This window comes from Paenibacillus sp. 3LSP (assembly GCF_032465655.1).
In the GTDB taxonomy this organism is placed as follows: domain Bacteria; phylum Bacillota; class Bacilli; order Paenibacillales; family Paenibacillaceae; genus Fontibacillus; species Fontibacillus barengoltzii.
Genome location: NZ_JAWDJI010000210.1, coordinates 1 through 21,481 on the forward strand (window position 1 = coordinate 1; position 21,481 = coordinate 21,481).

25 protein-coding genes are annotated in these 21,481 nt (G+C 51.3%); 1 reads left to right on the top strand and 24 read right to left on the bottom strand.

From position 1 onward, the window contains the following. The 20 genes from RW092_RS18100 to terS form a co-directional block, all read right to left on the bottom strand. The coding region (locus RW092_RS18100) for a hypothetical protein (protein WP_410055551.1) at positions 1–757 on the bottom strand (757 nt) is incomplete at its 3' end. Between the two features lie 16 nt (positions 758–773). Next, positions 774–1,172, bottom strand: a complete 399-nt coding sequence (locus RW092_RS18105; protein ID WP_486187855.1) for a phage tail fiber protein — start codon at positions 1,170–1,172, stop codon at positions 774–776. A gap of 17 nt (positions 1,173–1,189) precedes the next feature. After that, positions 1,190–1,732 (bottom strand): phage tail domain-containing protein, encoded by a 543-nt coding sequence (locus tag RW092_RS18110; protein ID WP_316010879.1) that lies wholly within the window; start codon positions 1,730–1,732, stop codon positions 1,190–1,192. Further along, entirely contained in the window at positions 1,733–6,202 is a 4,470-nt protein-coding gene (locus RW092_RS18115; RefSeq protein WP_316010880.1) for a hypothetical protein, read from the bottom strand. 4 nt (positions 6,203–6,206) lie between these two features. Next, on the bottom strand, positions 6,207–6,404 hold the full coding sequence (locus RW092_RS18120; protein ID WP_316010881.1) for a hypothetical protein: 198 nt from the start codon (positions 6,402–6,404) through the stop codon (positions 6,207–6,209). Between the two features lie 98 nt (positions 6,405–6,502). After that, the gene (locus RW092_RS18125; RefSeq protein WP_316010882.1) at positions 6,503–6,913 is read right to left on the bottom strand and encodes a hypothetical protein; all 411 of its coding nucleotides are present in this window, start codon (positions 6,911–6,913) and stop codon (positions 6,503–6,505) included. Positions 6,914–6,990: 77 nt separating this feature from the next. Continuing rightward, positions 6,991–7,542: a hypothetical protein gene (locus tag RW092_RS18130; RefSeq protein WP_316010883.1), complete on the bottom strand. Its 552-nt coding sequence runs from the start codon at positions 7,540–7,542 to the stop codon at positions 6,991–6,993. After that, complete coding sequence (locus tag RW092_RS18135) at positions 7,539–7,952, bottom strand: minor capsid protein (RefSeq protein WP_316010884.1); 414 nt, start codon at positions 7,950–7,952, stop codon at positions 7,539–7,541. Before RW092_RS18135 ends, RW092_RS18130 begins: the two co-directional genes overlap by 4 nt. A 4-nt stretch (positions 7,953–7,956) precedes the next feature. Continuing rightward, positions 7,957–8,406 carry an HK97 gp10 family phage protein gene (locus tag RW092_RS18140; protein ID WP_316010885.1) on the bottom strand — a complete coding sequence of 150 codons (450 nt, stop codon included), beginning with the start codon at positions 8,404–8,406 and terminating at the stop codon, positions 7,957–7,959. Beyond that, positions 8,384–8,716 (bottom strand): hypothetical protein, encoded by a 333-nt coding sequence (locus tag RW092_RS18145; protein ID WP_316010886.1) that lies wholly within the window; start codon positions 8,714–8,716, stop codon positions 8,384–8,386. Before RW092_RS18145 ends, RW092_RS18140 begins: the two co-directional genes overlap by 23 nt. Further along, positions 8,713–9,102 carry a hypothetical protein gene (locus tag RW092_RS18150; protein ID WP_316010887.1) on the bottom strand — a complete coding sequence of 130 codons (390 nt, stop codon included), beginning with the start codon at positions 9,100–9,102 and terminating at the stop codon, positions 8,713–8,715. Before RW092_RS18150 ends, RW092_RS18145 begins: the two co-directional genes overlap by 4 nt. Before the next feature lie 10 nt (positions 9,103–9,112). Further along, positions 9,113–9,463: a DUF7210 family protein gene (locus tag RW092_RS18155; RefSeq protein WP_316010888.1), complete on the bottom strand. Its 351-nt coding sequence runs from the start codon at positions 9,461–9,463 to the stop codon at positions 9,113–9,115. A 47-nt stretch (positions 9,464–9,510) separates the two neighbouring features. Continuing rightward, positions 9,511–10,647 carry a major capsid protein gene (locus tag RW092_RS18160; protein WP_316010889.1) on the bottom strand — a complete coding sequence of 379 codons (1,137 nt, stop codon included), beginning with the start codon at positions 10,645–10,647 and terminating at the stop codon, positions 9,511–9,513. Positions 10,648–10,686: 39 nt separating this feature from the next. After that, positions 10,687–11,061, bottom strand: coding sequence for a head decoration protein (locus RW092_RS18165; RefSeq protein WP_316010890.1), 375 nt, complete (start codon positions 11,059–11,061; stop codon positions 10,687–10,689). A 14-nt stretch (positions 11,062–11,075) separates the two neighbouring features. After that, positions 11,076–11,780: a scaffolding protein gene (locus RW092_RS18170; RefSeq protein ID WP_316010891.1), complete on the bottom strand. Its 705-nt coding sequence runs from the start codon at positions 11,778–11,780 to the stop codon at positions 11,076–11,078. Positions 11,781–11,936: 156 nt separating this feature from the next. Continuing rightward, the gene (locus RW092_RS18175; RefSeq protein WP_316010892.1) at positions 11,937–12,116 is read right to left on the bottom strand and encodes a hypothetical protein; all 180 of its coding nucleotides are present in this window, start codon (positions 12,114–12,116) and stop codon (positions 11,937–11,939) included. Then, complete coding sequence (locus RW092_RS18180; RefSeq protein WP_316010893.1) at positions 12,103–13,488, bottom strand: phage minor capsid protein; 1,386 nt, start codon at positions 13,486–13,488, stop codon at positions 12,103–12,105. Before RW092_RS18180 ends, RW092_RS18175 begins: the two co-directional genes overlap by 14 nt. Beyond that, complete coding sequence (locus RW092_RS18185; protein ID WP_410055552.1) at positions 13,488–15,008, bottom strand: phage portal protein; 1,521 nt, start codon at positions 15,006–15,008, stop codon at positions 13,488–13,490. Before RW092_RS18185 ends, RW092_RS18180 begins: the two co-directional genes overlap by 1 nt. Continuing rightward, the gene (locus RW092_RS18190; protein ID WP_316010895.1) at positions 15,005–16,435 is read right to left on the bottom strand and encodes an AAA family ATPase; all 1,431 of its coding nucleotides are present in this window, start codon (positions 16,433–16,435) and stop codon (positions 15,005–15,007) included. Before RW092_RS18190 ends, RW092_RS18185 begins: the two co-directional genes overlap by 4 nt. Continuing rightward, positions 16,425–17,306 carry a phage terminase small subunit gene (gene terS, locus RW092_RS18195; protein WP_316010896.1) on the bottom strand — a complete coding sequence of 294 codons (882 nt, stop codon included), beginning with the start codon at positions 17,304–17,306 and terminating at the stop codon, positions 16,425–16,427. The genes RW092_RS18190 and terS overlap by 11 nt, the downstream gene beginning before the upstream one ends. A 65-nt stretch (positions 17,307–17,371) precedes the next feature. Here terS and RW092_RS23930 point away from each other — a divergent pair, with 65 nt between their 5' ends. Next, the gene (locus RW092_RS23930; RefSeq protein ID WP_486187854.1) at positions 17,372–17,611 is read left to right on the top strand and encodes a DUF7662 domain-containing protein; all 240 of its coding nucleotides are present in this window, start codon (positions 17,372–17,374) and stop codon (positions 17,609–17,611) included. Here RW092_RS23930 and RW092_RS18200 read toward each other — a convergent pair. The 4 genes from RW092_RS18200 to RW092_RS18215 all read right to left on the bottom strand — a co-directional run bounded on the left by RW092_RS18200 (position 17,606) and on the right by RW092_RS18215 (position 21,004). Continuing rightward, complete coding sequence (locus tag RW092_RS18200; protein WP_316010897.1) at positions 17,606–17,821, bottom strand: hypothetical protein; 216 nt, start codon at positions 17,819–17,821, stop codon at positions 17,606–17,608. The genes RW092_RS23930 and RW092_RS18200 overlap by 6 nt on opposite strands. 135 nt (positions 17,822–17,956) lie before the next feature. Continuing rightward, positions 17,957–19,255 (bottom strand): DNA methyltransferase, encoded by a 1,299-nt coding sequence (locus RW092_RS18205; RefSeq protein ID WP_316010898.1) that lies wholly within the window; start codon positions 19,253–19,255, stop codon positions 17,957–17,959. Positions 19,256–19,422: 167 nt separating this feature from the next. Further along, positions 19,423–19,872, bottom strand: a complete 450-nt coding sequence (locus RW092_RS18210) for a hypothetical protein (protein ID WP_316010899.1) — start codon at positions 19,870–19,872, stop codon at positions 19,423–19,425. Between the two features lie 979 nt (positions 19,873–20,851). Continuing rightward, positions 20,852–21,004 carry a hypothetical protein gene (locus RW092_RS18215; RefSeq protein WP_316010900.1) on the bottom strand — a complete coding sequence of 51 codons (153 nt, stop codon included), beginning with the start codon at positions 21,002–21,004 and terminating at the stop codon, positions 20,852–20,854. Positions 21,005–21,481 lie beyond the last annotated feature (477 nt).

Sequence of the window (21,481 nt, forward strand, 5' to 3'; positions counted from 1 at the left end):
GTAAATCGGTTGCGTCTGCGCTTCCGATCTCTGGCCCCACTCCGTATCTACTAGCTAGTCCGAGATACATTAAATCCGCCAAGTGCGCAGAAACGTCGGTACTGAGTTGATCAAATTCGCTCCGAGATACAACTTTGATCCAAGCGCCATTCCAACTATTGTTCACGGTCGAGCTTCGCTCATACATTGCTTCAATGCCAGAGGCTGTAGAGAACGTGACTCGCTGAACGATACTGTATTGATCGTCATTAGCTTTCGCCGTCTGTACAAGCGTCGTCTGTCCGCTTCCTGAGTGCCCAATCGCTGTTTTCCATGGGGCTGAAGCCTCGAGCGTAAGGCTGAACAAGCTCAGTCCGATCGGATACAGCGCAGGCAAATCATCAACAAGCCGTGGCTCTATTTTATTGATCGTTGCTGTTGAGATACCGTTGATCCTCGTCTCATGATCAGAAACATTATGCTGTAGGGCTGAAATGTCCTGTGCGGTCAAATACCGGGCGATCCGTGTGCCAGCGTTCCACCCTTTCGGTGATGTACCATCATATCCCCTGATCACCCCAGAGAGCTCATTCCCGTTCTTAGTTGCGTAATAAATCGTTTCTGCTAATTCATCAAGTCCAATCGTGGCGACATTCGGAGCAGCCGGCAAAAGATTGCCAGCCACCACCATAACAGTGGTATCCGTACTCGAAATATCCGCGGCCAATTCCGTTACAGGACTGTTTGACTGCGGCGGAAACATTGATACTTGCGCCAATTACAGTACCCCCCTTCTACTGATTGAAGCGAACAATCGTTAAGTCTTTCGGAAACTTTGGACGGTCCCCGCTCTGGATTGTCCGTGGATTTGGCACCGCCGTTGACCACAGTAAATTGCCACCGGTTGCCGCTGTCCTAAGAGCCACGTGAGATACAAGCCCCCAATCGGCTGTAGCGATTGGAAATTCGATATCTGCAGTGTTCTTGGACGTCTGCTTTCCTGCCTCCACTACAGGCGCCGAAAACGTGATTGGCTGCCGAGCGTATCCACCTCCACTGACTTCCGTTCCCGTGTCAGCCGAAGTCGGATCGCTCGTGTAAAGAGCAAGGTAAATCTCATCCGGTGGATCGAAAGGGATGCCGCGGAGCGCAGCGTTCAGCAGCTGCTCCGAGAGCCAGTTAGATATTTGCATGGCCATGTGATCAACTCCTATTTTTCATATTCGTTCGTTATTTTGAAGCTCTGCAGCGTAGTCGTGCCTGTATTCGTCAATACGATCACCGGGCTTGCCCGCTCATCGCCGGCAGACTCGATGGAGATTACCTGCGGGGATTGAGTGATGGTCAATTCAGTAATCCGCTCGTCGCTCTCCGGAAATGGGTCGTACATTTTGAGCGGAATATCAATCACCCGGTTCCCCGTCGACTCATCCCAACTCATCGTGCCGCGATATTCGGCGAAATAGTGCTTACCTGGGCGGTCCGAAAAGACAAGATCGAGTCGGCCCCGGCGGGTGTTAAACTTCCGCATCAGTAGTCCAACGGTCGTGTCATAATCGCCGGCAATAAAAAAAGCCAGGCCGATAGGCCGGGCTCCATAGGTGCTCCCAAAATCAATTTCTCCATCCCGCTCGGCGATCTCTACGGTGTTCTCGATCGCCTCCGGCAGCCCTGGAATGCTCCGCCGGACCAAGATAGCATCGGTGACTTCGGAGATCCACTCACCGTTTACCGATACATCGATGTCCTCCATCTACTTCCCACCTCCCGTCGTAGCCAATCTGCGCGCCGCTCGCTCACGCTCCGTATAGAGGATTTCGGCATCCGTCTGGTCGGAGACCTCGACCGTTCCAATGGACATGTCGAAGGTATTATGAATAATCTGCTGCGGTACCGGCGCCGGAGAACGATCGGCAGGCAGTGTCCTCGGGGCATCCAGCATCCGAAAGAGATTTGCCTGTTGCTCAGGATTCAAATAGATTTCCCCGCCATGTGCGACGATAGGCACCGGAGCGCCTACCGGTCCGGGAATCACGCCGCCAACATCGTAACTAGGCAAACGATCCAGTTTACCGGTATCCTTCTCGATCCCATACTTCCTACGAATTTCCTCATTGCGGGCGGTAAGCCGGGCCATTTCCTCCTTATCCCCGCGTGCCTTGGCAGCGTCCCACGCATCCTTGTTGGCGTTGTACTCTGCAAGGTCAAGATCTGCCTGCGAGAAGGATGTTCCGGCGCCGTATGACCCTCCGGATGAAACAGAGGATGAAAGGGAGGTAATCTCAGCCATGCGGCTTCGATACTCACTGACGAATCGATCTAGGTCGGAGAGGATCTGATCATTGGCTTCCTTATTTGCCGAGATCCGGAACTCCTTAATGGCCGTCTCAATAAATTCGACGTCGTCCTGATGCTCTTCCAAGGCTTCGGTCAGGGCGTCATATCTGGCCTCGGTAAGGCGCTTCTCCTCGTCAAACGCCTTCTCCTTCTCGTCTTTCTCGTCCTCCAGTTTCTGCTTCTGATCTTCCAGGTCGCGCTTCCGAAGCTCCCGGCTATGCTCGAGCTGCATCCTTTCGATCTCAGCCGTAATTTCCGCCAGTTCCTTGCGTCCTTCCGGAGATACAGCTGTACTGAGCAACGCTTGACGAGCTTTTTTCTCGGCAAGTTGCGTCTCGTAGTCCGCGTCAGCGTTGAGCTCTTCTTCCTTCTTCAGCAGTTCATCAATGGCCGCGATCTTCTCGTTCTGAGCATCCAGGTATTCCTTTTTACGTTGATCTATTGCGTCCAGCTCAGCGTCTCTTGCCTTTTTGATCGCCTTGAGCTCCGATTTGAGGAGATCATCATTTTGCTTTTGATACTCCTTAATGCGTTCCTCCCGGTTCTTCGCTGCCTCCTTTTCGGCCTCCTCCTGCAGCTTGATTAGCTCCTTACGCGCCCGGTAAAGCTCATCATCGGCCTGCTTGTAATATTCGCTATCCTTGGCGTAGCGGTCCCGCACCCGGGTCCAAGCATCGATCTTCATCTGCGCGATCTCAATCTCCGTTTTCCCGGACTCCTCCATTCGTCGCTCCTCGCGATCGATCCATTCCTTAGAAAAATCGTATCGGGACTTGACGCTATCCTCCTGCAACCGCTTGATCTGCAGGTTCATTTGGCGCTCGTCCTCTACGGACTCCTTGAGATGCTTCTGGTGCTGCTTACGCACCTTCTCGTAAGCCTTGATCTGCTGTTCTGCTGTCCAGTCGTACATCTCGGCCTGATATTGCACCGTGGCGATCGCGTCGTCGTAGGCTTTTTCTCGCTGTTCCCGTGCTAATTCAGCGGCTGACTTTCCGCTTTTTTTCCTTTTTTGCGAACTGTTCGAGTCATCAAATAATGCACCGCTTCCTCTGCCACCAACCGAAGGAATATTCCCGCTGCTCAACTTAGCGCGCCGTTCCCGGATTTCATTCAATGATGCTTGTAATTGATTCTGTTCCGAATAAAGCTCGGATCCCTTATCTTTGTTACGCATATATAACTTTTCAGCGTTCAACGAATTAACTGTGTTTTCAGCAGCAATAACATCCAATAATGTTTCCATTAATTGCTCGTAGTTTTTGATCTGTGACTCAACCGACTTTTTCTGTTCTTCTGTCGTCCGCTGTAAAGATTCAAGTCTTTGATTTTCATAGGACAAAGTCGCGTCAAGCATGGTTCGTTCAGTTGCAATCTGCTCTTCAGCAAGATTAATATTTTCTATTCGGAGATTACCTTCGCTATCCATTAAAGCGTGAAGATCTGGATAAGCTGACATCAGTGTTTCCGTAGCTGTTTCCAACTCCTGCTTTTGGGCAATGTCGAGCGACTGTAGCTCAGACAATCGCTTATAGGTCTGAAGTGCTGCTTCAAGTGATTTTAGCCGATCGTTATTCGCCGCAGCCACACGAAAAGTTGCATCTTGTTCTTCAAGGAGTGCGTTGACCGCGCCCTTACTGGCATCTTTTAATCTCTCGACAGCCTCAGCAGCCTTTTCTGGGGTCTCGAAATCCATACCACGAAGCTCATCATCAATCCTTCCAATTGCCTCCTGAGCTTCTTTAAGTTGGTTTAGTACTTCCCGATCCAATGGTTCGATTGGTTTTCTTTCACGGGGGGCTCCAGAAAGATCTGGGAGTTTGGCTCGGAGTTCATCCATTTTCTGTTGAAGTCGTTGGCGTTCTTCAAGAAGCTTTTCTATTTCCTCAATGTCTGCGCGCGCGTTCTTCAGATCATTAGAAGTCCATTTTAACGATTCGCTCAATTTCAAATTTAGTTCTTCTTGGCTATTAGCAAGCCGTAATACTGCCCCTGATGCCTTATCTGCGGCAAGGCCATACGCGGTGATTCCAGCAGCAACCGCACCAACCAATGTTAGGATGACACCAATGCCACCCATGGAAGTATTTAGCACTAGGAAGGCTGCAGATAAAGCCCCGACCACCGCAATGAATGCGGTAAATGCTACAGTAGCCGCGCCGATCCCGGCCACAACTTCCTTGTTCTCACTTGACCACGAGGTGAAACTCTTTACCAACGGGATGATCTCTTCCATGACTTGCTCCAGTACGGGCAAAAATGCCTCTCCGAGCTCCTGACGTGCCATCTGCATGGTCTGGTTGAAGGTCGCCTGCGTCCCGGTGTATCCAGTCATTGCAGAGTCAGCATTTCCTGCAAACACGGCAGACTCCTGCAAAATACCGTTATAGGCTGCTTGAATCTTACCTGCTTCCGTAAGCTTGGAGGATGTAGTTCCGATCGATTTTGCAAATCGATCGTACATCACGGATAAGTTTGTTGTTATCCCGGCTGCATCCGTCAAATTGGAATTGCCGGATTTAATCCCCTCGGCCACTTGTTTGATCGCTTCTTCCCAGCTGAGATGGGCTTGTCTGTTATATGCCGCGGCATCAGCCGTTGCCGTGATAATCTTTTCCGTTTCTTCAAGAGTAAGGTTCATGGTCAGATACGTTTTTACTGTGTCCGCCAGAACCCCCTTGTTAAGCCCCCAGCGATCTGCCAATCTTTCCGCTAAATCAATGGCAGCCGCAGAATCAACGTTATATTTTTCGGAAACAGTTGAAAGACCACGGTATGAATTGGCTAAGTTGTTCGTTTCTTCAGCTAACGACTTTGTAACATTGACCAACTTCGCAGTCGTAGCTCCAGCTCCCAGTGCTGCTAAACCTGATGCGATTCCGCTAATTCCTTGCTTGGTTTTTTGGGCTTCCTGCTCAGTTTCACGAAGTTCTTTTGTGATTTTTTCAATCTGTTTGCTGTCGACTCCAAGTCTTCTAAGAGCTTCACTCAATTGGTCCAGCTGGCGATCGAGTTTCGTTGGATCGGTTTCATCTAAATGCTTCTTTATGGTTTTGATTTGATCCGCGTTAAGCCCAATCTCTTTCAGAGCATCATCGAGAGCGCTCATTTGGGACGCCGCCTGTTGTCCGCCCTGGCCGGCTTGATTCATTGCATCTTCTAACGCAAAAATCTTCTGTGCTGTTTGGTCTGATGTTTGAGTCAATTTAATTAGAGAAGCTTCGGTCTTCAATATCTGATCTAGGAGCTTGTTTTTCTGGGCTTCGTTAAAAGTATTGGCATACGCTTCTTTTAATCCAGCAAGTTTTTGTCTCTGGAGATCAGCACGGCTATTAATATTGTCTAATGTAGCCGAAAGTGTTTCTATTTGTTTTTTTGCTGCACCCACATCTAAAATGGCCTTACTAAGCCCTCTGATTGAAGTAGTCGTTTTGACGCCCACATCTCCAACCTTGGCCAAGTCTGCAGTCACTGCAGCCATTTCGCTTTGTCCTGTCGCACCTGCTTGTCTTAGCTCTTCCTCAAGCTTAGAAATTCTAGCCTGTGCATCTGAGGCTGCACTGACCATCTCAATAAGAGATTTTTCAACTGTTGACACTTGCTTGCTTTCGGCCCCCATTTTCTTCAGCTCATTAACAATATCTGCGAGGCCCTGCTCCACCTTGCTCGTGTCCAGACGCTTGATCTGTTCCTCAATCTTCTTCAATTGCTCAGTATTTAAACCAATCTGTTTGAGAATCCCATTGAGCGGGTCTAAATCCTTGCTTGTTTTTTTAGCCTGCTCTCCAAGATCGCTGAAGTCTTTCTTTACATTTCTTATTTCGGCCTTAATCTCCTGCGCTTCCGCCGTGAGTCTCGCTCTCAATTCGCCAATTTCCGTAGCCATGTTTTCACCGTCCTTTCAGCCGCAGTTTCAATGCTTCGTACTGCTCTTGGGCCGACTTCGGCGGCGGCGCCGGTGGTTTAGGCAGTACAGATGTGTACCGATCAATGATCGATTGCCGGGCTTCCTTGTCCGGGTTGTGTGGGAATGCCACGATATCGATCCGCTCCAACATCTCTGATGCCCGGGCTTGGTCCTTCAGCATGAGCAGCTCTGGCAAATCAATAAAGTAATACTCGTTTTCAATTTCGTGTTGTGTCTTGCCGAGAACAACACAGCACCGAAGCACAAACTCGTCGTGCGTTATTGCTCGCCGGCCCGATTCATCCGTTTGACTATGCTCTGAACGAACTGCTGTGCCACCGGAGGAATCAGGCCGCCTAAGTTTTTTAGGGCTTCGTTCATGTCATTCTTCTCCCAGGTGAGACGGAGGAACTCGGTGCATTCTGAGAATGCCGCATGCTCGTCCAGATAATCTATCGGGATATCGCTAAGCAGCGAGGTCAATTCGTAAATCTCATCTATGGAAACGTCTGCGGCGGCCACGATGAACACCGCGCGGTCTTTTTCAGGAGTCAGGAAAAGCTTAACGAGATAGTCGCCGATCGAGCCGATGTGATCGGTCAGTTTCTTCAAACGGCTCCGGGTCAGCTTTGGAATCTGTACCCGCTTTGAGCCGAGCATTACAATGTCTTTTTTACCGAAGTTGAACATCTTCGATCATTCCTCTCAAGGAAAATAGGAAAAAGGAGAAGGCGTGTGCCTTCCCCTTTGCTTAGATATTCGAATAATTAGGCCGTAACGGAGATGTCTCCCCAAGTGTATAGGAGGCCTTTCGGCGTCGCCGACAAAGACGGATAGGCCATGGCCGAGATCGTCATCCGGCGGTTGTTATCGAGTACGTACGCTGCGTTCATGTCAAACTTAATGCCTACCGATTCGATATAAATGTACTGGTCCGGGTCAGAGATGCCCAGCGGCATGATGACGGCTCGCTTACGCGGCAACTCCTTCCCAGCCAAGCCGGTCACTTGGTATTTGACCTTAGTGGGATCGGTAGCGTTCTGGACTTTCAGCGCATTTGGGTTGTATTTCAGAACCTTCTCAAAGTCCATATCCGGCGTTTCAAAGTTGATCGCCCCGGTCGTTCCGGTAGAAATGGACTTGACCGGCGCGGTTCCCGTTTGGTCCGTTGTCGGTTCGAAATACGTTGTCGTTGTGGTAAACGTTATGCCCCCTTGGGTAAGGTCGATGGTGATGGCATCAGCTTCTTCATCACCGTTCTCATCGATCCCCCAGACAAAAATACCAGGGCCAGCATAGATTTTTTCCACATCACTCATGGATTTGCATCCTCCTTCACATAAAAAACGAAATTGGTCGAAAACACGGGTCTATCCTTATCATCCAAACCGAGAGATATTGGGGCCGGCTGCGAGGCCGTACTGGAGATTACCCAAGCTGTTCCGGCCTGATAGTTCGCCCGGCGGTGCAGATGCTTAATGAGTTGGTTCCCCAACGCCTCGGTCTCAGTCATATTGGCCGGTAGTGTCTTATAGGACTTCCCTTTGATGATGACCTGGAATGTTGGCCGTTTGGTCGGCACGTACTCATGAGGCGCGAATCCGCCCGTCCCAAAGACGAAGAGACAAGGAAGCTTGCTCTCCGGGATGTCAGCCGGGAGGAAGTTGGGGTCCGGATAAACAGTGAAGCCCGCGCCGGTAAGGTAGGTAATCAGATCGCTTGCAAGCACGACATCATCCCTCCAATATTTTCGAGAGCTCCTCGAGAATAAGCCTTTCGTTCATCTTCAAAGCGTTCTCCAGGAACTTTTTTCCCGGCATGTAACCGTTATACGGCCCCTTACTGATTGTCTTTTCACCCGGAGTCAGCTGCACCAGTTTGCCGTCCTTCGTCTTACGGAACCCCTCATGCTGCACGACTGCATAGTCGTCTACCTCCGGGCTTGTACCGAGGTCGATATACATTCCAGCAATGGTCCGCTTGACATCGCCAATGACCAAAGCGGACTCCAGATCACCAGAATCTATTGGAGCTAGTTTTTTTGCATCAGCAATGACCTTCAGGGCTAACCTGGTAAGTGTTTCATCTATACGCCGATCCAAATCTCTCTCCAGCCTATCCAGACGATCAATAGCCGCTTCGATCCCCTCAAGGCTAAAGCTAAATATTTTGCGGTCTGCCATAGACAACGACCTCCTTCACATCATCGGTGCCGAGGTATTTCCGAACCTCGATATGGGCGATGTCGCATCGGATCTTCACGCCGACGGCATTGACGTACTCGATATAATCGTCGAAGCCCACCGTGTTGACTCCCTCAAGGTAGATCGTATACGCGATCTGAACTTCCTCACCGCGGCCATTGCGGATGAGACGCTGCTCCTCGACAACCTTTGCCGATTTTTCGGTAGGCGTGGGCGACAGCGGGCGGCCCCAATCATCCACCTCTGAGTGCCAATGCACCACTTTGGCTGGATAACCAAAGAGACTCATATGAGACACCCACCAAACTGCTGCTGAGCCGCCTGTTCGGCCTCTTCTGCCGCGATCTCATCAGCCGTAGGGCCGAGCAGCTCCCGCACGTCCGGAGCCACAGCGGGCCGTTCTCCGTCTTTGTAGGAGACGGATTCACCGTTGTCCGTGATCGTTTTGACGTTATGCTTCAGGTACTTGAGTGCCGGATCGATGCCCTGCAGCTCCCAGACCGCCTGAAATGCAACGATCGATACGGCCATCGGGTTAATTTCCGGGTACCAGCGGGCGAGATTCCGCTCCGCTTGCACGATGGCCACGGTTTGCTTTTGCTCGCTCGACCGGTCCCATGCCTCGGTATCTAACAGATTGGCCGCGATCCAATCTGCTACTTCCTGACGATCCACTAGCACTCACCTACTTTTGCTCGGCAGCAGCGATCTCCGTAGCCAGCGTTTCGGCGTCCTTCTCGTCTGCTCCCTCGATACCAAGCTCGGCAGCCTTTTTCCGGAGTGCTTTCAGTTGCTTCTCAGCTTCCTTCTTCGCTTTCTCCTCTGCCTTTTTGCGCTCGGCTTCCTCCGCCTCAACTTTTGCTCTGGCGGCTGCAGCTTCTTCAGCGGCAATCTGTTCCGGCGTCTTCTCGATTTTGATGCCGGCGCTGATCTTGACGATACGCTCGCCCTCTGCTTCATCAACATTCTTGATGACATCGTTCGGTCCATACCATCTACCGCCGTATTTAACGGTGCCAGTTACCTTAATATCCACGTTTACCACCCTTTCAAAAATGATAAGCGCCCCGAAGGGCGCCTTTGTTAGATAACCGTTGCCGAAATGACGCTATCGGCGTAAGGGAATACCGGGAACGCCAGGTTGACGCCCACCGTGCGCACGCGCAGCGGATGCCGGCTAGCAACGTCGCGGAAGACAAAGATGCCATTGTCCCCGGAGCCCACGCTGTCATAACCGCCCATCAGCTCCTCTGTCGTCGTGGCCCAGAGGTAGTTGCCCAGCGGATCAGACGGTAGCATCACGAAGCGATCGGCTGGCGCCATTCGGACGTTTGTGATCGACAGCTTACCGTTCGAAAGAGCATCGTTTTCGACGCGCGCCTGCGTATCATAGGCCACGATGCGAGGCAGACCCAACGAATCGGTCACAGCGTCCAGCTGCGCCTTCGTAAGCTGAGGAGGATTTGCGCTGCCGGATGGATCACCGTGGTATGCAATTCTTACGGACTTATTTTGCAGCAGGTAGGCAATGATTTTTTGCGTGGTAAATGCCCGCGTCAGTTTTACACCACGGTCAGCCTGATATTCATACCAGGTCTGCATATCCTCAAGCGGCTTCGAATTTGCCGTGTCAGACCATTTATCCGTACCGGTCAGTACCGGCTTTTGATCTGCAGTATAGCCATAATCAACGGAGAGTCTCACATCTCCCTCGGCGTAGGACACGGTTCCAGTCGATACGGCTTGCATGGCGATCCACTCACGCCGCGCTCGGATGGAGTCGACAGCGTACTTGGCATCGTCAAGCTGCTCCCGGATGATGGTTTGAATCTCTTGCTGCCGGAGGCCTTGGTTACGACCAGCGATCAGGAGCAGACGGATCAATTTTTCATCCATCCAACGGCCGCGCTGGATCTTCGGGATTTCCACCCGATCGCCCTTCACGCCCTCACGGGATCCGTACCGGGTCTCGGTGCCGAGTTCTGCGATTTGCGCCATGACCGGCAGGCGAGACGTGGATTTAATCACGTCGACCGTGAGCTCATCCGTCTGACGAGGCGGGAACAGCAAGTTTTGCCAGTAGTCATTCGGAACCGTGAGGTTTGACGCATAGGTCAGCAGTTCTTCACCGGACAATGCGTCTTCCAGCATGCTGATTTCGTCCGCGCCATCGGCAAAGGTTTGGAGGTTCAGCTTATAACGAAACTTTTGGATAGGCATGATATCGTATCAGTCCTTTCAGTATTGTTTTATTGATGATCAGGCAAAAGTAATGCCGGGCATCTTGCCCTTGAGCGTAGCATCGACGGTGACTGGGATACGTGCAGAGATGACCTTAGCGATTTCGTAACCGCCAACAACATGATCGCCGTCCTTGACGTTTACCGTGCGCTTAAGGAGTACCGAAGGGTTCTCGCTACCATCAGTGCCAGACGGGTTGTAAGGTACGTATTTGCCATTTGCCAACTTCGCCATCGGCATACCCTTCTTGATGATCTTATTTCCATCGCTGTCAGCAGTGACGGCGGACGAATCAATGGTGATCCCATTGGTCACTTCGCGGACAACTTCGAGTGATGCCAGGATTTCATAATCATCCTGGACTTCAAAACGCGGTTTCGGTTGCAAACGCATGATTCAATTCCTCCTTATTTGCGGCCCCACGGGTCATTTGTAGACACGACATGAGTACCTTCTTTTTTGGCCAGCTCGGCCATGCGTTCCAGTGCCTTTTTCTTGGCTTCAGGGGAGCTGCCACCGCGTACATCAGCCCCAAAAGAGCCACCGCTCGGTTTGCCTTTAAGCAGATGGGGCTTCTTCTTGGCTAACGCTTCGAGCGCTTCTTTCACGCCCTCCAACTCGCCCTTGTTGTTTTCCTTGACAGCGGACAGATCGGCGAGCGCGCGGGCATCTTCCCAGTCGGCAAACCCGAGTTCATTTGCCACAACCTTTACCTCGGCGTTCAACAAGCGGTTGAAGATTTTCTGATTTTGCTCCTTCTCCCGCTCCTTGATCTTTTCATCGACCAACTTGTCGATGTCTGCGGGGTCAAGTTTCCCGTCGTCGTTCTTGTCGCTTCCCTTGTCCTTTTTCAGAGCTGCTTGCATGGCTTCCACGGAGTCAAAGCCCATTTCCTTAGCGAGAGCCTTTTGAGCCGCCTTCTCAGCTCGTGCGACACGCGCTTGGACATGTTGATCTAGCTCTGCCTGAGTAAATATTTTCTCCCCTCCGCCGGCGCCAGCGCCGTTACCGTTGTCACCACCGCCATTTCCGCCATCTCCACCTTCGCCGCCTTCAGCGAAGGTTTGCAGATTCAACTTCAAGGGAAACCGTCTTGCGATATATTCTTTCATGATTTTTACCTCCTGTTTTAAGCCCGGGTAGGCTATTACCTCGATCGCAGTTTTACGTCATACAACGGTTAGGACATAAGAAAAAGCCGCTCCAGCGAGCGACTTCATTAAATGTTGGCAAAATAAAAACCACCTTCGCATATTAGCGAAGATGGTTCATGGTGCCGCCCAGATCACTTCGACGACTTCGTCATATTTTACTGTAACTAAATCCGGTACCGCTCCGGATATCTCCACTTCAAAGCCCGGCGGCTCATCATAAACTTCAACGATCGTACCCTCTCGCCCGTCTTTCAAACGAACGATATCAAACAGCTTAGCTTTAATCCTTGACATATATGCTCGTCAACCTCGCTTTCCCATCCTTCACCATCCAAGCCGTTAAAACATTTGCTATCTTCCCGTTTGGGCCCTGCAGCGAAAGGTTTACCTCATACTTGTCACCATATGGTGTACTTCCTCTAAAATACGCTGGAGCAGCGCTAAGGTTTCGATGTACATTTTCGATTAAATCCTTGTAATTGCTTTGATTATAACCCAGTGCACTTTGAAAAACACGGGCTTTGTCCTTTCCTTTCGGATGATTCGGATCAAGGGCATATTGGGTCAGCTTGGCATCTGGTATTTCTGCATTTTTTGAAGCGATAAGACCATAATTCGGTGTTGTTCGCTTGATTTGATCGTTGACTTTTCGGTAAGCCTCCTGAAGCTCGCGATAGGTCTGGGTATCACGCGCCTTCAGGCTGGCGAACTGCCGTAAATTCGGCGTTTCGTTCGGCAGCACCGCCTTGTACCGCATCCACTGCTTCCGCGTCTCATTCTTCCGGGCCTTGTCCCGTTGAATCTCGTTGTACCGGCGGATATTCGCTTCCGTCCGGTTGTCGGTGAATGGTCGGTTCGAAGCAGCAATCATGCGTTCCACTTCGTCAGCCGTCTGGTATTCCTCGACCCAGGCCGATAGGGAATGGACACAATGCGCATGATAAGGCGGGCGCAGCTCGAGTTTCGGGAAGCGCGGGTCCTTACCGCTGATGCTGTAAACGCGGCCCTGATATTTTGCACAATACTCACAGGTTATCCCCACGTAGTTCACGTAGACTAGGTCGAGACCATTCTGGACAATTGTGTTCTCCGCCCCAGTGACATGCGCCTTCCGGAGGTTGTACTGCACCACACCGGCCATGTATTTGTCGGCCGGAATACGCGCGCCGTTTCTTGCTATAATCCCGGTAATCTCCTGCTGCGCAAGCCGCGCGACTGCCTCTCTTGTTGCCTGCCGTCTGCTGACGCCTTCGGTGAGCATCCGTTCCGTTGCCGTGCGGACCGCTTCTTCGATCCGCCACTTGGCGTCTTGGGACATGTTGTCGGTAGCCTCGAGAATACGCATAAAAGAGTCGTCCATAATCGCCTGTACAGCTTGCTGGTGGATGAGCGGCTCCAAAACGGTATTAATCTGATCTTCCGGTACGCCCTGAGCCCGCATGCTGTCCGCTGCCTCACCGACACCCTCTTTGTATGCTTCCGCCAGCAACACCGCCATGCTCTGCGAGGCTCCATCGGTTAGGCCTGCGAGGATTTCGTCGATCTGCTGCAGCAGCTTCTCTTTTCGGCGCCGCGAAAAACTGCCGGATTCCAGTGAACGGATCAGCTCCAGCAACCGCTCCCCAGCGCGGGTATACAACGCAATCAACTTCTCAGCGTCCGCCATCAGCTACCACCCAGATTCACCCGCGGCGGCTGCGTGAAGGTAGGGTTCAGCCCGCTGGCTGCCTGTTCGTCCTGAATTTTCTGAATCTCTTCTTCGATCGCCTTCTCCGACCAGTCCGGGTGCATCCGCCGGACCGTGGTTTCGAGCGACTGCACGCCGCCCGAATACTTCTCGATCTCCTCGGTATCCTTCTCGCTGTCTGCCTTCGGCAGCATGTCGCGCCATTCAATAACCGGATTCGCCACCTTCAGGTTAGCATTACCGAGCGCATTCTCCAGGATCATGCACTTCCGGATCGCATCCTTCAGGGCCGCATCGAACTTGTCCTTTATCGCCTCGGCCTTGATAACTGATTGGATCCAGAGATAAAGAAGTGCAACGCCGGAGTCGCCCTTGCCTTCCTCGAGGCCAGCCGCTTGCGGTGACGTTTTGCTGATGGCCAGCATGTACTTGATCAGACGTGTCACATGTTCAAACGACTGCTGCGTCTTCGCATCCCATGTGATATACATAGGCGTCGCGCCCGTCTTTTCGTCGTAACTGACCACCTCAAGGTCAGCGCTTCGGACGAAACGGCCACCATAATCCTTATGGTTCTGGTTGGCCACGGTGTCCCAAAGGGCCCTGGGGATTGCAAGCTTCGGCTTTCCGTGTTGCTCAAAAACGACTGAGTCGCGGGTAATCGTCCAGTTGATCTCCTCCTGCAGCCCATCAATATTTCGCAGCGCGGAGCGCCCCCGCGGATAGACCAGCGTATCGTCATTGGCAACATAACCGCAGAGCAGTTCCTTAACGTTTGGAAACTCGGCATCTTCCGGAATATCTAGCTCGTGATCCTCGGCGTAATCCTTGATGCTGACCTCATCCATCACGGTGTCCTTCTCCATCCTGAAAACTAACTGCTTGACGGTAAGGCCATTCGCATCCAGCCGCTGCCGTTCCACCCGAAGAAACCGCTGCTTATTCGCTTCCTCGCCCCATTCCTCTATCCAAGCAATGTCAGCGCCCCGGCCGTCGGTATGCGGGAAATACATGTCCCCAAGCACCCATTCAAACCAAACAGTTCCGGCGGAGTCGCGGCGCGCTCGGTATGCGATCCGGCCATCCACCTGATGTTGCGTCACCGCCGCCCAAATCTTCTCGTTCGGCTTACTGGCTTCAACAACACCGGCGACAAATTCAAGCTCTGGCCCCGTCTCCGTGTCAGCAGAGATGTTTCCAAGTGCACGGTTCAGCAGGTCCGCAGGGACCTCAGCGATTAGGCTGCTGAAGTTGGCCACGATATACTGATTGTCCGCACTAAGCACTGTCTCCGCCCGACGCCACGATCGAATACCAACCCTCCGGGGAATCACCCGTTTCTGCTGCGCGACCTGTCTGGCCCGTGGGAAGATCTCAGCGTGTTCGCCGTCGTACAGCAGCCGATAATACTGCATCGCTTCGACCTCTTGGTCAAATGGCGGCGGTGGGAACTCCTTTTTTGAATAAACGATCGTCAGTTTAAGCACCTTCTTTCTCACCAGCCAGTCGGCCGTATATTCGTATATTGCATCTTGCGCTCAGTCACAAATGATAGTACAACGGCATCTGCTCGGTCCGGCGAATCAAGACCGCGTTTTTTCATGTCCTCTTTGCGTTCCAAGGCAATCTTTCCCTTACTGGTCATCCGAAATTTTCGCTGAGTCAGCTGGGTGATTAGGCGCTCATCGTTAGGCAGCTCCACACTCACTGCTTCCCCTTGAAGATGTTTTGAGAAGTTGTCCTGAAGAACATCACGAACAGCTGCCCAGGCTTCAGTACCTCGATTTTCATAATGCTCAGCCTCGTCGTCTGTTGGCCGGCTGCCGTTATTCACGGGAATGACTCGCCAATCGAAAAGCCCCTCTTCTCGAATCACCTCGTTCAATCGGTCTGTTACCCCTCCACCAACACCACTATCATCGACCTTGATCTCAACTGAACGAAGCTGAGGAAACGTCTTGAGCATCTCTCGCCCTGTGGCGACCACCCAGCCTGCGGTTACCATGGTGTCCTGTTTGCTATGGCAACGAAGATCGAACACTTTCATGCCAATCCTCGGAGCAATAACCGTCTCGTCGTCACCGAAACGCGCGACGTCCACGCCGAGATGAAGCGTATCGCCTGTCGGGATTACATTAGCGCCAGCTGCAAGTTCTGCCAACTCAAGTGCAATGAAGGCGTCTGCCTCAGCTTTTGGGAACTCTCCGTAAACCCGTACGCGGACTACATCGCTCTCTGGACCATACTTGTCGATCAGCATCTGGATGTTGTCTCTGCTAGTACGCTTGCTTTCACGGCTATCGACTTTGTGAGTCTTATACCTGGAACGATCGCGGTTATGAGAATCAAAAAAGACCCCACTCGTTCGAGTCGGGTTTCCACATAACAAAAGCTTATTATCTTCGCCTGACAGCGTACCGAGAATGGCTTCCATGATCGGGTCCGCAACACCGGACGCTTCATCTACCACGAAAAGCATATGGTCCTCGTGAAACCCTTGCATGTTCTCGGGCTTTGTAGCTGTTCTGGCCGTTGCAAACCATCGTTCTTCATAACCGGTCATGTAGATTTTGGTCTTGGTCCACTTCAAGAGATTCTTTACCTTGGACCTCTCCAGCCACTTCGCAATCTCAGCCCAGAGAACGTCGTGTAGCTGTTGCCTTGTCGGTGCAGTGCACACGACTTTAGGATTCGGACGACAACAAAGGAACCAGATTACAATCGAAGCCTCAAAGGCAGTCTTACCAACCCCTTGGCCCGAACGTATACTTACACGCGGATGTTGCGCGAGGTCCATCATAGCGGCCCGCTGCCAATCATCCGGATCGAAATCAAGCATATCCTCGGCAAAAGCCACCGGGTCATCCCAGTAGAGGTCAATGAGGGAAACGAGGTCGGCAACAACATTGTATGGCTTAGCGCTCATGACCCATCACCTTCAAGCGCCGGCGCTCTGCGATCTCCTTCAACGCATCCGTCCAGCTCGCCGTCGCCCCCTCAGCTCCCTGCAGTTTTTGGAGTTCAATCTGCAGGATGGCCGTCCGAACCTGCTTCTCCTCGTCTATCGCGATCAACTTGTTCTTCAACTCAATCGCCTTCAGCTTCTTGTCCTGAACACGGGTCAGTGCCTCCTCGAGCTTTATAATGTCGTCGATCGCACGATACTCCGTCTCCTCGATCTCTGATTCAACCAGCTGATGTTTGGTGATCGGAATAGTCTTTGTTTGACCTGTACATTCGTCATGAACCGTCATTACTTCCTTAATCCCCTTAAGTTCCCATAGTACACGACGTTGTTTCTCAGTTAGCCCCTCCATAAGCCGACGTATTCGCTGCAACATACGCCGTTCCCGGATAGAGAGCAGTAAAATGGCTTCGTTGGCCTGCTGAACCGGATCAGTATCAACCTGTTCAAGAAGCTCCTGCTCGTCCTCTTCCAGGGAATCAAACCAAATCGTTTCGTATTCGCCGGTGGTGACCGCCTTTTTGTTACCCGGCGGCCCGCCAGGTCCGCCACGGTTCCCCCTCGCATTTTGATTTCCGGGGGGAGCGCCGCCACGGTTGCCTACAGCGTTTTTGTTTCCTTTTGGAGCACCACGACGTGGAGCGCTCCCTTTCCCTTCAAGTGGAGCGCTCCCTTTGAGCTCTGCATCCCAATTGTCCAGAGTCTTCCACTTTCTAACTTTGTTATCCGGAATAGAAAGAGCGGCAGCGATGTCCTTAAGCTTCATCGTTCCTCCGCTCTCGAGCCACATTCGTTTAGCCTCGTCCCGTTCAGGACTACGTGCTCTAGCCATTACATTACCACCACCCCCGGGACGTTGTATAATTAAAAAAGGCCAAAAACTAGGAGGTCAAATATATGAGTAAATATTCCGCCCTTGAAGATTTTCTAAAGCAAAAAGTCAAAGTCGATTTATCGTATTCTGAGATCGAATCGATAATCGGTAGTCCCCTCCCAGATTCCGCATACACCGACCGAACCTGGTGGGGAAATACTCTTCATCCAACGAGGACACAAGCACATTCATGGCTAAACGCTGGTTGGAAAGTTCATAATGTTAATCTCGGAAAAAGTGTGACGTTCGTCCGGAACTCATAGTTCGTCCTTCTGCAGCTCAATATCAATTTCGATCAACTTCTTTAGGTCATCCACAGTCTTGATCTCAATCCGGCCATCCTGAAAATCCTTAACCCACTTTGCAATGCCGGCCTTTATGATCTTGCGATACTGCGCCTTTGATTCCAATATTCCTTCCATTACTTCGAGCTCATACTGCAACAGGATGTCTTTATCATCTGGTGTTCTCATTGCTGTTCCCCTCGGCTTCCATGTAGAATGGTGTCGAGATAGCGGATAACGGGAAATGCCACGCGTGGCGGGCCGCTATCTCAGCCGGGGGATACCCTGGTCGAAGGGGAGGACGTTCGCGCGTCCTCCTTTTATTTACGCTGCAGGATCAGAACGAAAAAGAAGAACAGGTTCAATACCAGTAGCTGCCTTGTACCGCTTTTTAATCACATCGCAAAATTTCGGATCCAACTCCATTGTCCTGCAGATGCGATCAAGCTGGTCACAGGCCATCAGTGTTGATCCGCTGCCGCCGAAAAAGTCAGCAATGATATCCCCGCGCTGGCTGCTGTTACGAATTGGAATGGCCAGCAGCTCCAAAGGCTTTTGGGTGGGATGGACGTACTTGCCGACATCGCCGCGGGATACCTCCCAGACCGTCGACGGTTCAACAGGTTCCCCGGGCAAGCCGGCGCGCCACACGGTCGCCTGCCTGCGGTCGCCGTACCAAGCCGGAGCCTTGCCCTTAATGTGGGCGTAAAAGACCGGCTCATGCTGCCAACGATACTGCGACCAACCAAATGACGCGGCGTTCTTAACCCATACGCACTGACTGCGGACGACGAGACCGGCTGCATTCATTGCATCTTCAAACTCCCTTTGATAGGACGATGGGTGAAAAACGTATATCGCCGCCGTTGGTTCCATAATTTCCGCATAATTTTGAAAAACGGCATGCAAAAAGCCCGCAAACTCCTCTGCGGGCATGTCGTCGTTCAATATTGAGCTACGGCCGTCGGCGGCCAGACGCTCCGAATCGCTCTTCACAGCCACGTTATATGGAGGGTCCGTCACAACCAGCGCCGCCTTCGCACCGTCCATCAACCGGGCAACGTCCGTCGGATCCGTTGCATCGCCGCACATAAGCAAGTGAGGGCCGAGCTGCCAAACGTCGCCGCGACGCGTCTCGGGCTCCTCGACTGCCTCCAACGCCTGGTTAACGTCGAAGTTATCCTCTACCACCTGCTCTTCAACGTCCGGCACATCCGGCAACGACGCGATCAGGTCCCCTATCTCATCATGGTCAAAGCCCGCCAACCCTAAGTCCGCGCCGGTCTCCTGCAGCTCCACCAGTAATCGGGCAAGGGCTTCCTCATCCCAGCGCCCGGAGACTTTGTTCAAGGCCAGATTAAGTAGCCGCTCCTGCTCGTCGTCCAGGCTGACAACACTGACGGCCACCTCTGTCTGGCCCAGTTCGTTGACTAAGATCTTATACCGTTGATGACCACCGACCATGTTGCCGGTGCGCTCGTTCCAGACGATCGGCTCGACGTAGCCGAAGGATTCGATGCTGTGTCGCAGCTTCTCATACTCCGGGTCGCCCGGCTGCAGATCGACGCGCGGGTTATAGGTTGCTGAGTTGATTTGGTCAATTGGTATTGTTCTGATGTCCACAAGGACACCTCCTTTGTGTTGAGTTGGTTTTGAGATATGGCCAAGTCCGACCACGTTGCCAGACGCACAGAATGGCACCGTTCTGGCGTTTTCTAGTGTGGCCACTCAATCCCCACCACCGGAACATATTTGCCCGTATTATGCAAAAGAAAAAGCACCCGAAGGTGCTATGTAAGGAACGGTTGAACAGAATTATATACTGTGTTTAATAATCCGATTAAAGTTTGAATTGACTCTACAGTTGCTCCGAGATTATTTATTTTGTTCAAGGCTTTACTAAATTTATTCTGCGCCTCTTCCTTTGTTTTAGCCGCACTAATGCTCATTATCTCGGTCAACAATTCAATTACCTGATCTTGTTTCTCGTTGCTTAAATGCACGAGCTTTACTATTTCAGCGATCCCACCTGTATTTTTTTCAATTCCTTGCAGAGCATTGAGAACTGCTTGTTTGTACTGTTCTTCTTGCTCTTCTTTTAATCTTGTATCTCTATTCATGATATCCACTTGTCTTTGTAATTCCTGTGTGTTTATTAATATATCGGATTGTACTGTGTTCAACTGTGGCATCTTTATCTCACCAAGTTTAATCTTGTTCTTCAGATCGTCAAGATTCATCATATCCCCTCCTCAACACCACAATTCGACATCAGGAAGTATTTTCCTTCTTCACGCACCGCGGTTTGCTACAAAACTGTTTCGTCCCCTCCCAACGCCCCCAAATGCATCTCTTGCACTTCTCGGGCTGTTTCGGATCTGGACGAAGTTCCTGAGTCTGATTACCTTTCCCGGCCATGTCGTCGTTCCTCTCTATTCCGTGGCACTTCGTTCCGTCTATAAGTCACTTTGATTAGCCACTTTAAAATTTTCACTCAAATCACGCTCTCCTCCCTGAATAGAAATCGATACGCCTACCTACAACAAACTGAGGCGTATCGCCTGATTCTAGCGCCTGCCGGATGTTCTCATTCCACAGCTCTGACCCAGGTTTGCCTACCTTCCGAAACAGACCTGGCCTCGTCTTGGTGAGCAGCGTCATTGTCGTGGTCTTAAGGGATCTGCATACGTCGCCAATGTTCATGCTGTTGCTGTCATCCAACAAATAGGCGAGCAACCGCTGTTCCTTCTTATTGAGGCCATGACGCTTTGTAAGATAACCAGCGACTCTTTCACATACCAATTGCACGTAATGGTCCTTCGGTCCCTCCACGAGTTCCACCCTTTCTTGTAACTAAAAAAGCCGCTCCGGCAAGGAACGACTCTGGGTTATGTATGAAAAACTGGCGGTAATTTATAACATGCGGTTACCGCTAATCCGCCGTGCCCGGCTTGGGCCGCTGTCGCCCTCGGAACTATCGCTCCTCACAGGGCATTATCCTGATTTTAATTCACCACCATCCCCTCGCAATAGAAAGTTTGCACACAATATATTGCGATTCAGGGACACTGATGGGTGTGTGTTCGGCGAGAAGAGTTACGCCCCGGATATTAACGCCGCATTCATGCGGCCGTGCGTGTCATTCTCGCCCGATTTCCACGCTTTTATAATAACACTGGAATCAGTTCAAAAGATGCTCAACTTGGGTTCAAGTTGTGGTCAGTTTGTTGTCAAAATTTGCATTTGTCCCCGTAATTCATCCGCCCACTCGGCCTCCCCTTCCCGTTTGGCAAAATTCAGGGTTTCACGTAATGACTTCTTTTTGTCTTTTAAATCTGCTAGCAGCTTATCTGCATCGATTAACTTTCCCATTACTCTCTTACCTCCTTGAGTTCGTCTTTAAGTGCATCAGCACATCTAGCACAGAGATAAAAGCTGTTATTAGTTCCATACTTGATTTCAACCGCATAATGTGAGAATCTAAAGCAGTTATGACATGTGCAGGAATTTTGTTCTGTTACTTCCATCCTTGTATACCTCCTATACCCTGGCCCCCTAAATGTAGGCCGGGGGTGTTAGTGTGTTGTTTTTCGGATTGTGCATTAATCAAATGCTAATTCGAGTTGTTTTTCCGATGGTTCGTATCCACTACAATATTCCGGATCATCAGCTCGTCCGTACAAAGGCCTCCCTGTATCCAGCCTATAGTAACAAGCTGTGATCTTTACTCCATTTGCCATCATCTCACGGTTGTAGTAACAGCTCTCGCATTTAGCCATACATTCACTCCTTCGCTATTTGTGTCTTTACTGCATCTCTGTTCTTAGCTTTTGTTTTTGCCTCACCTGG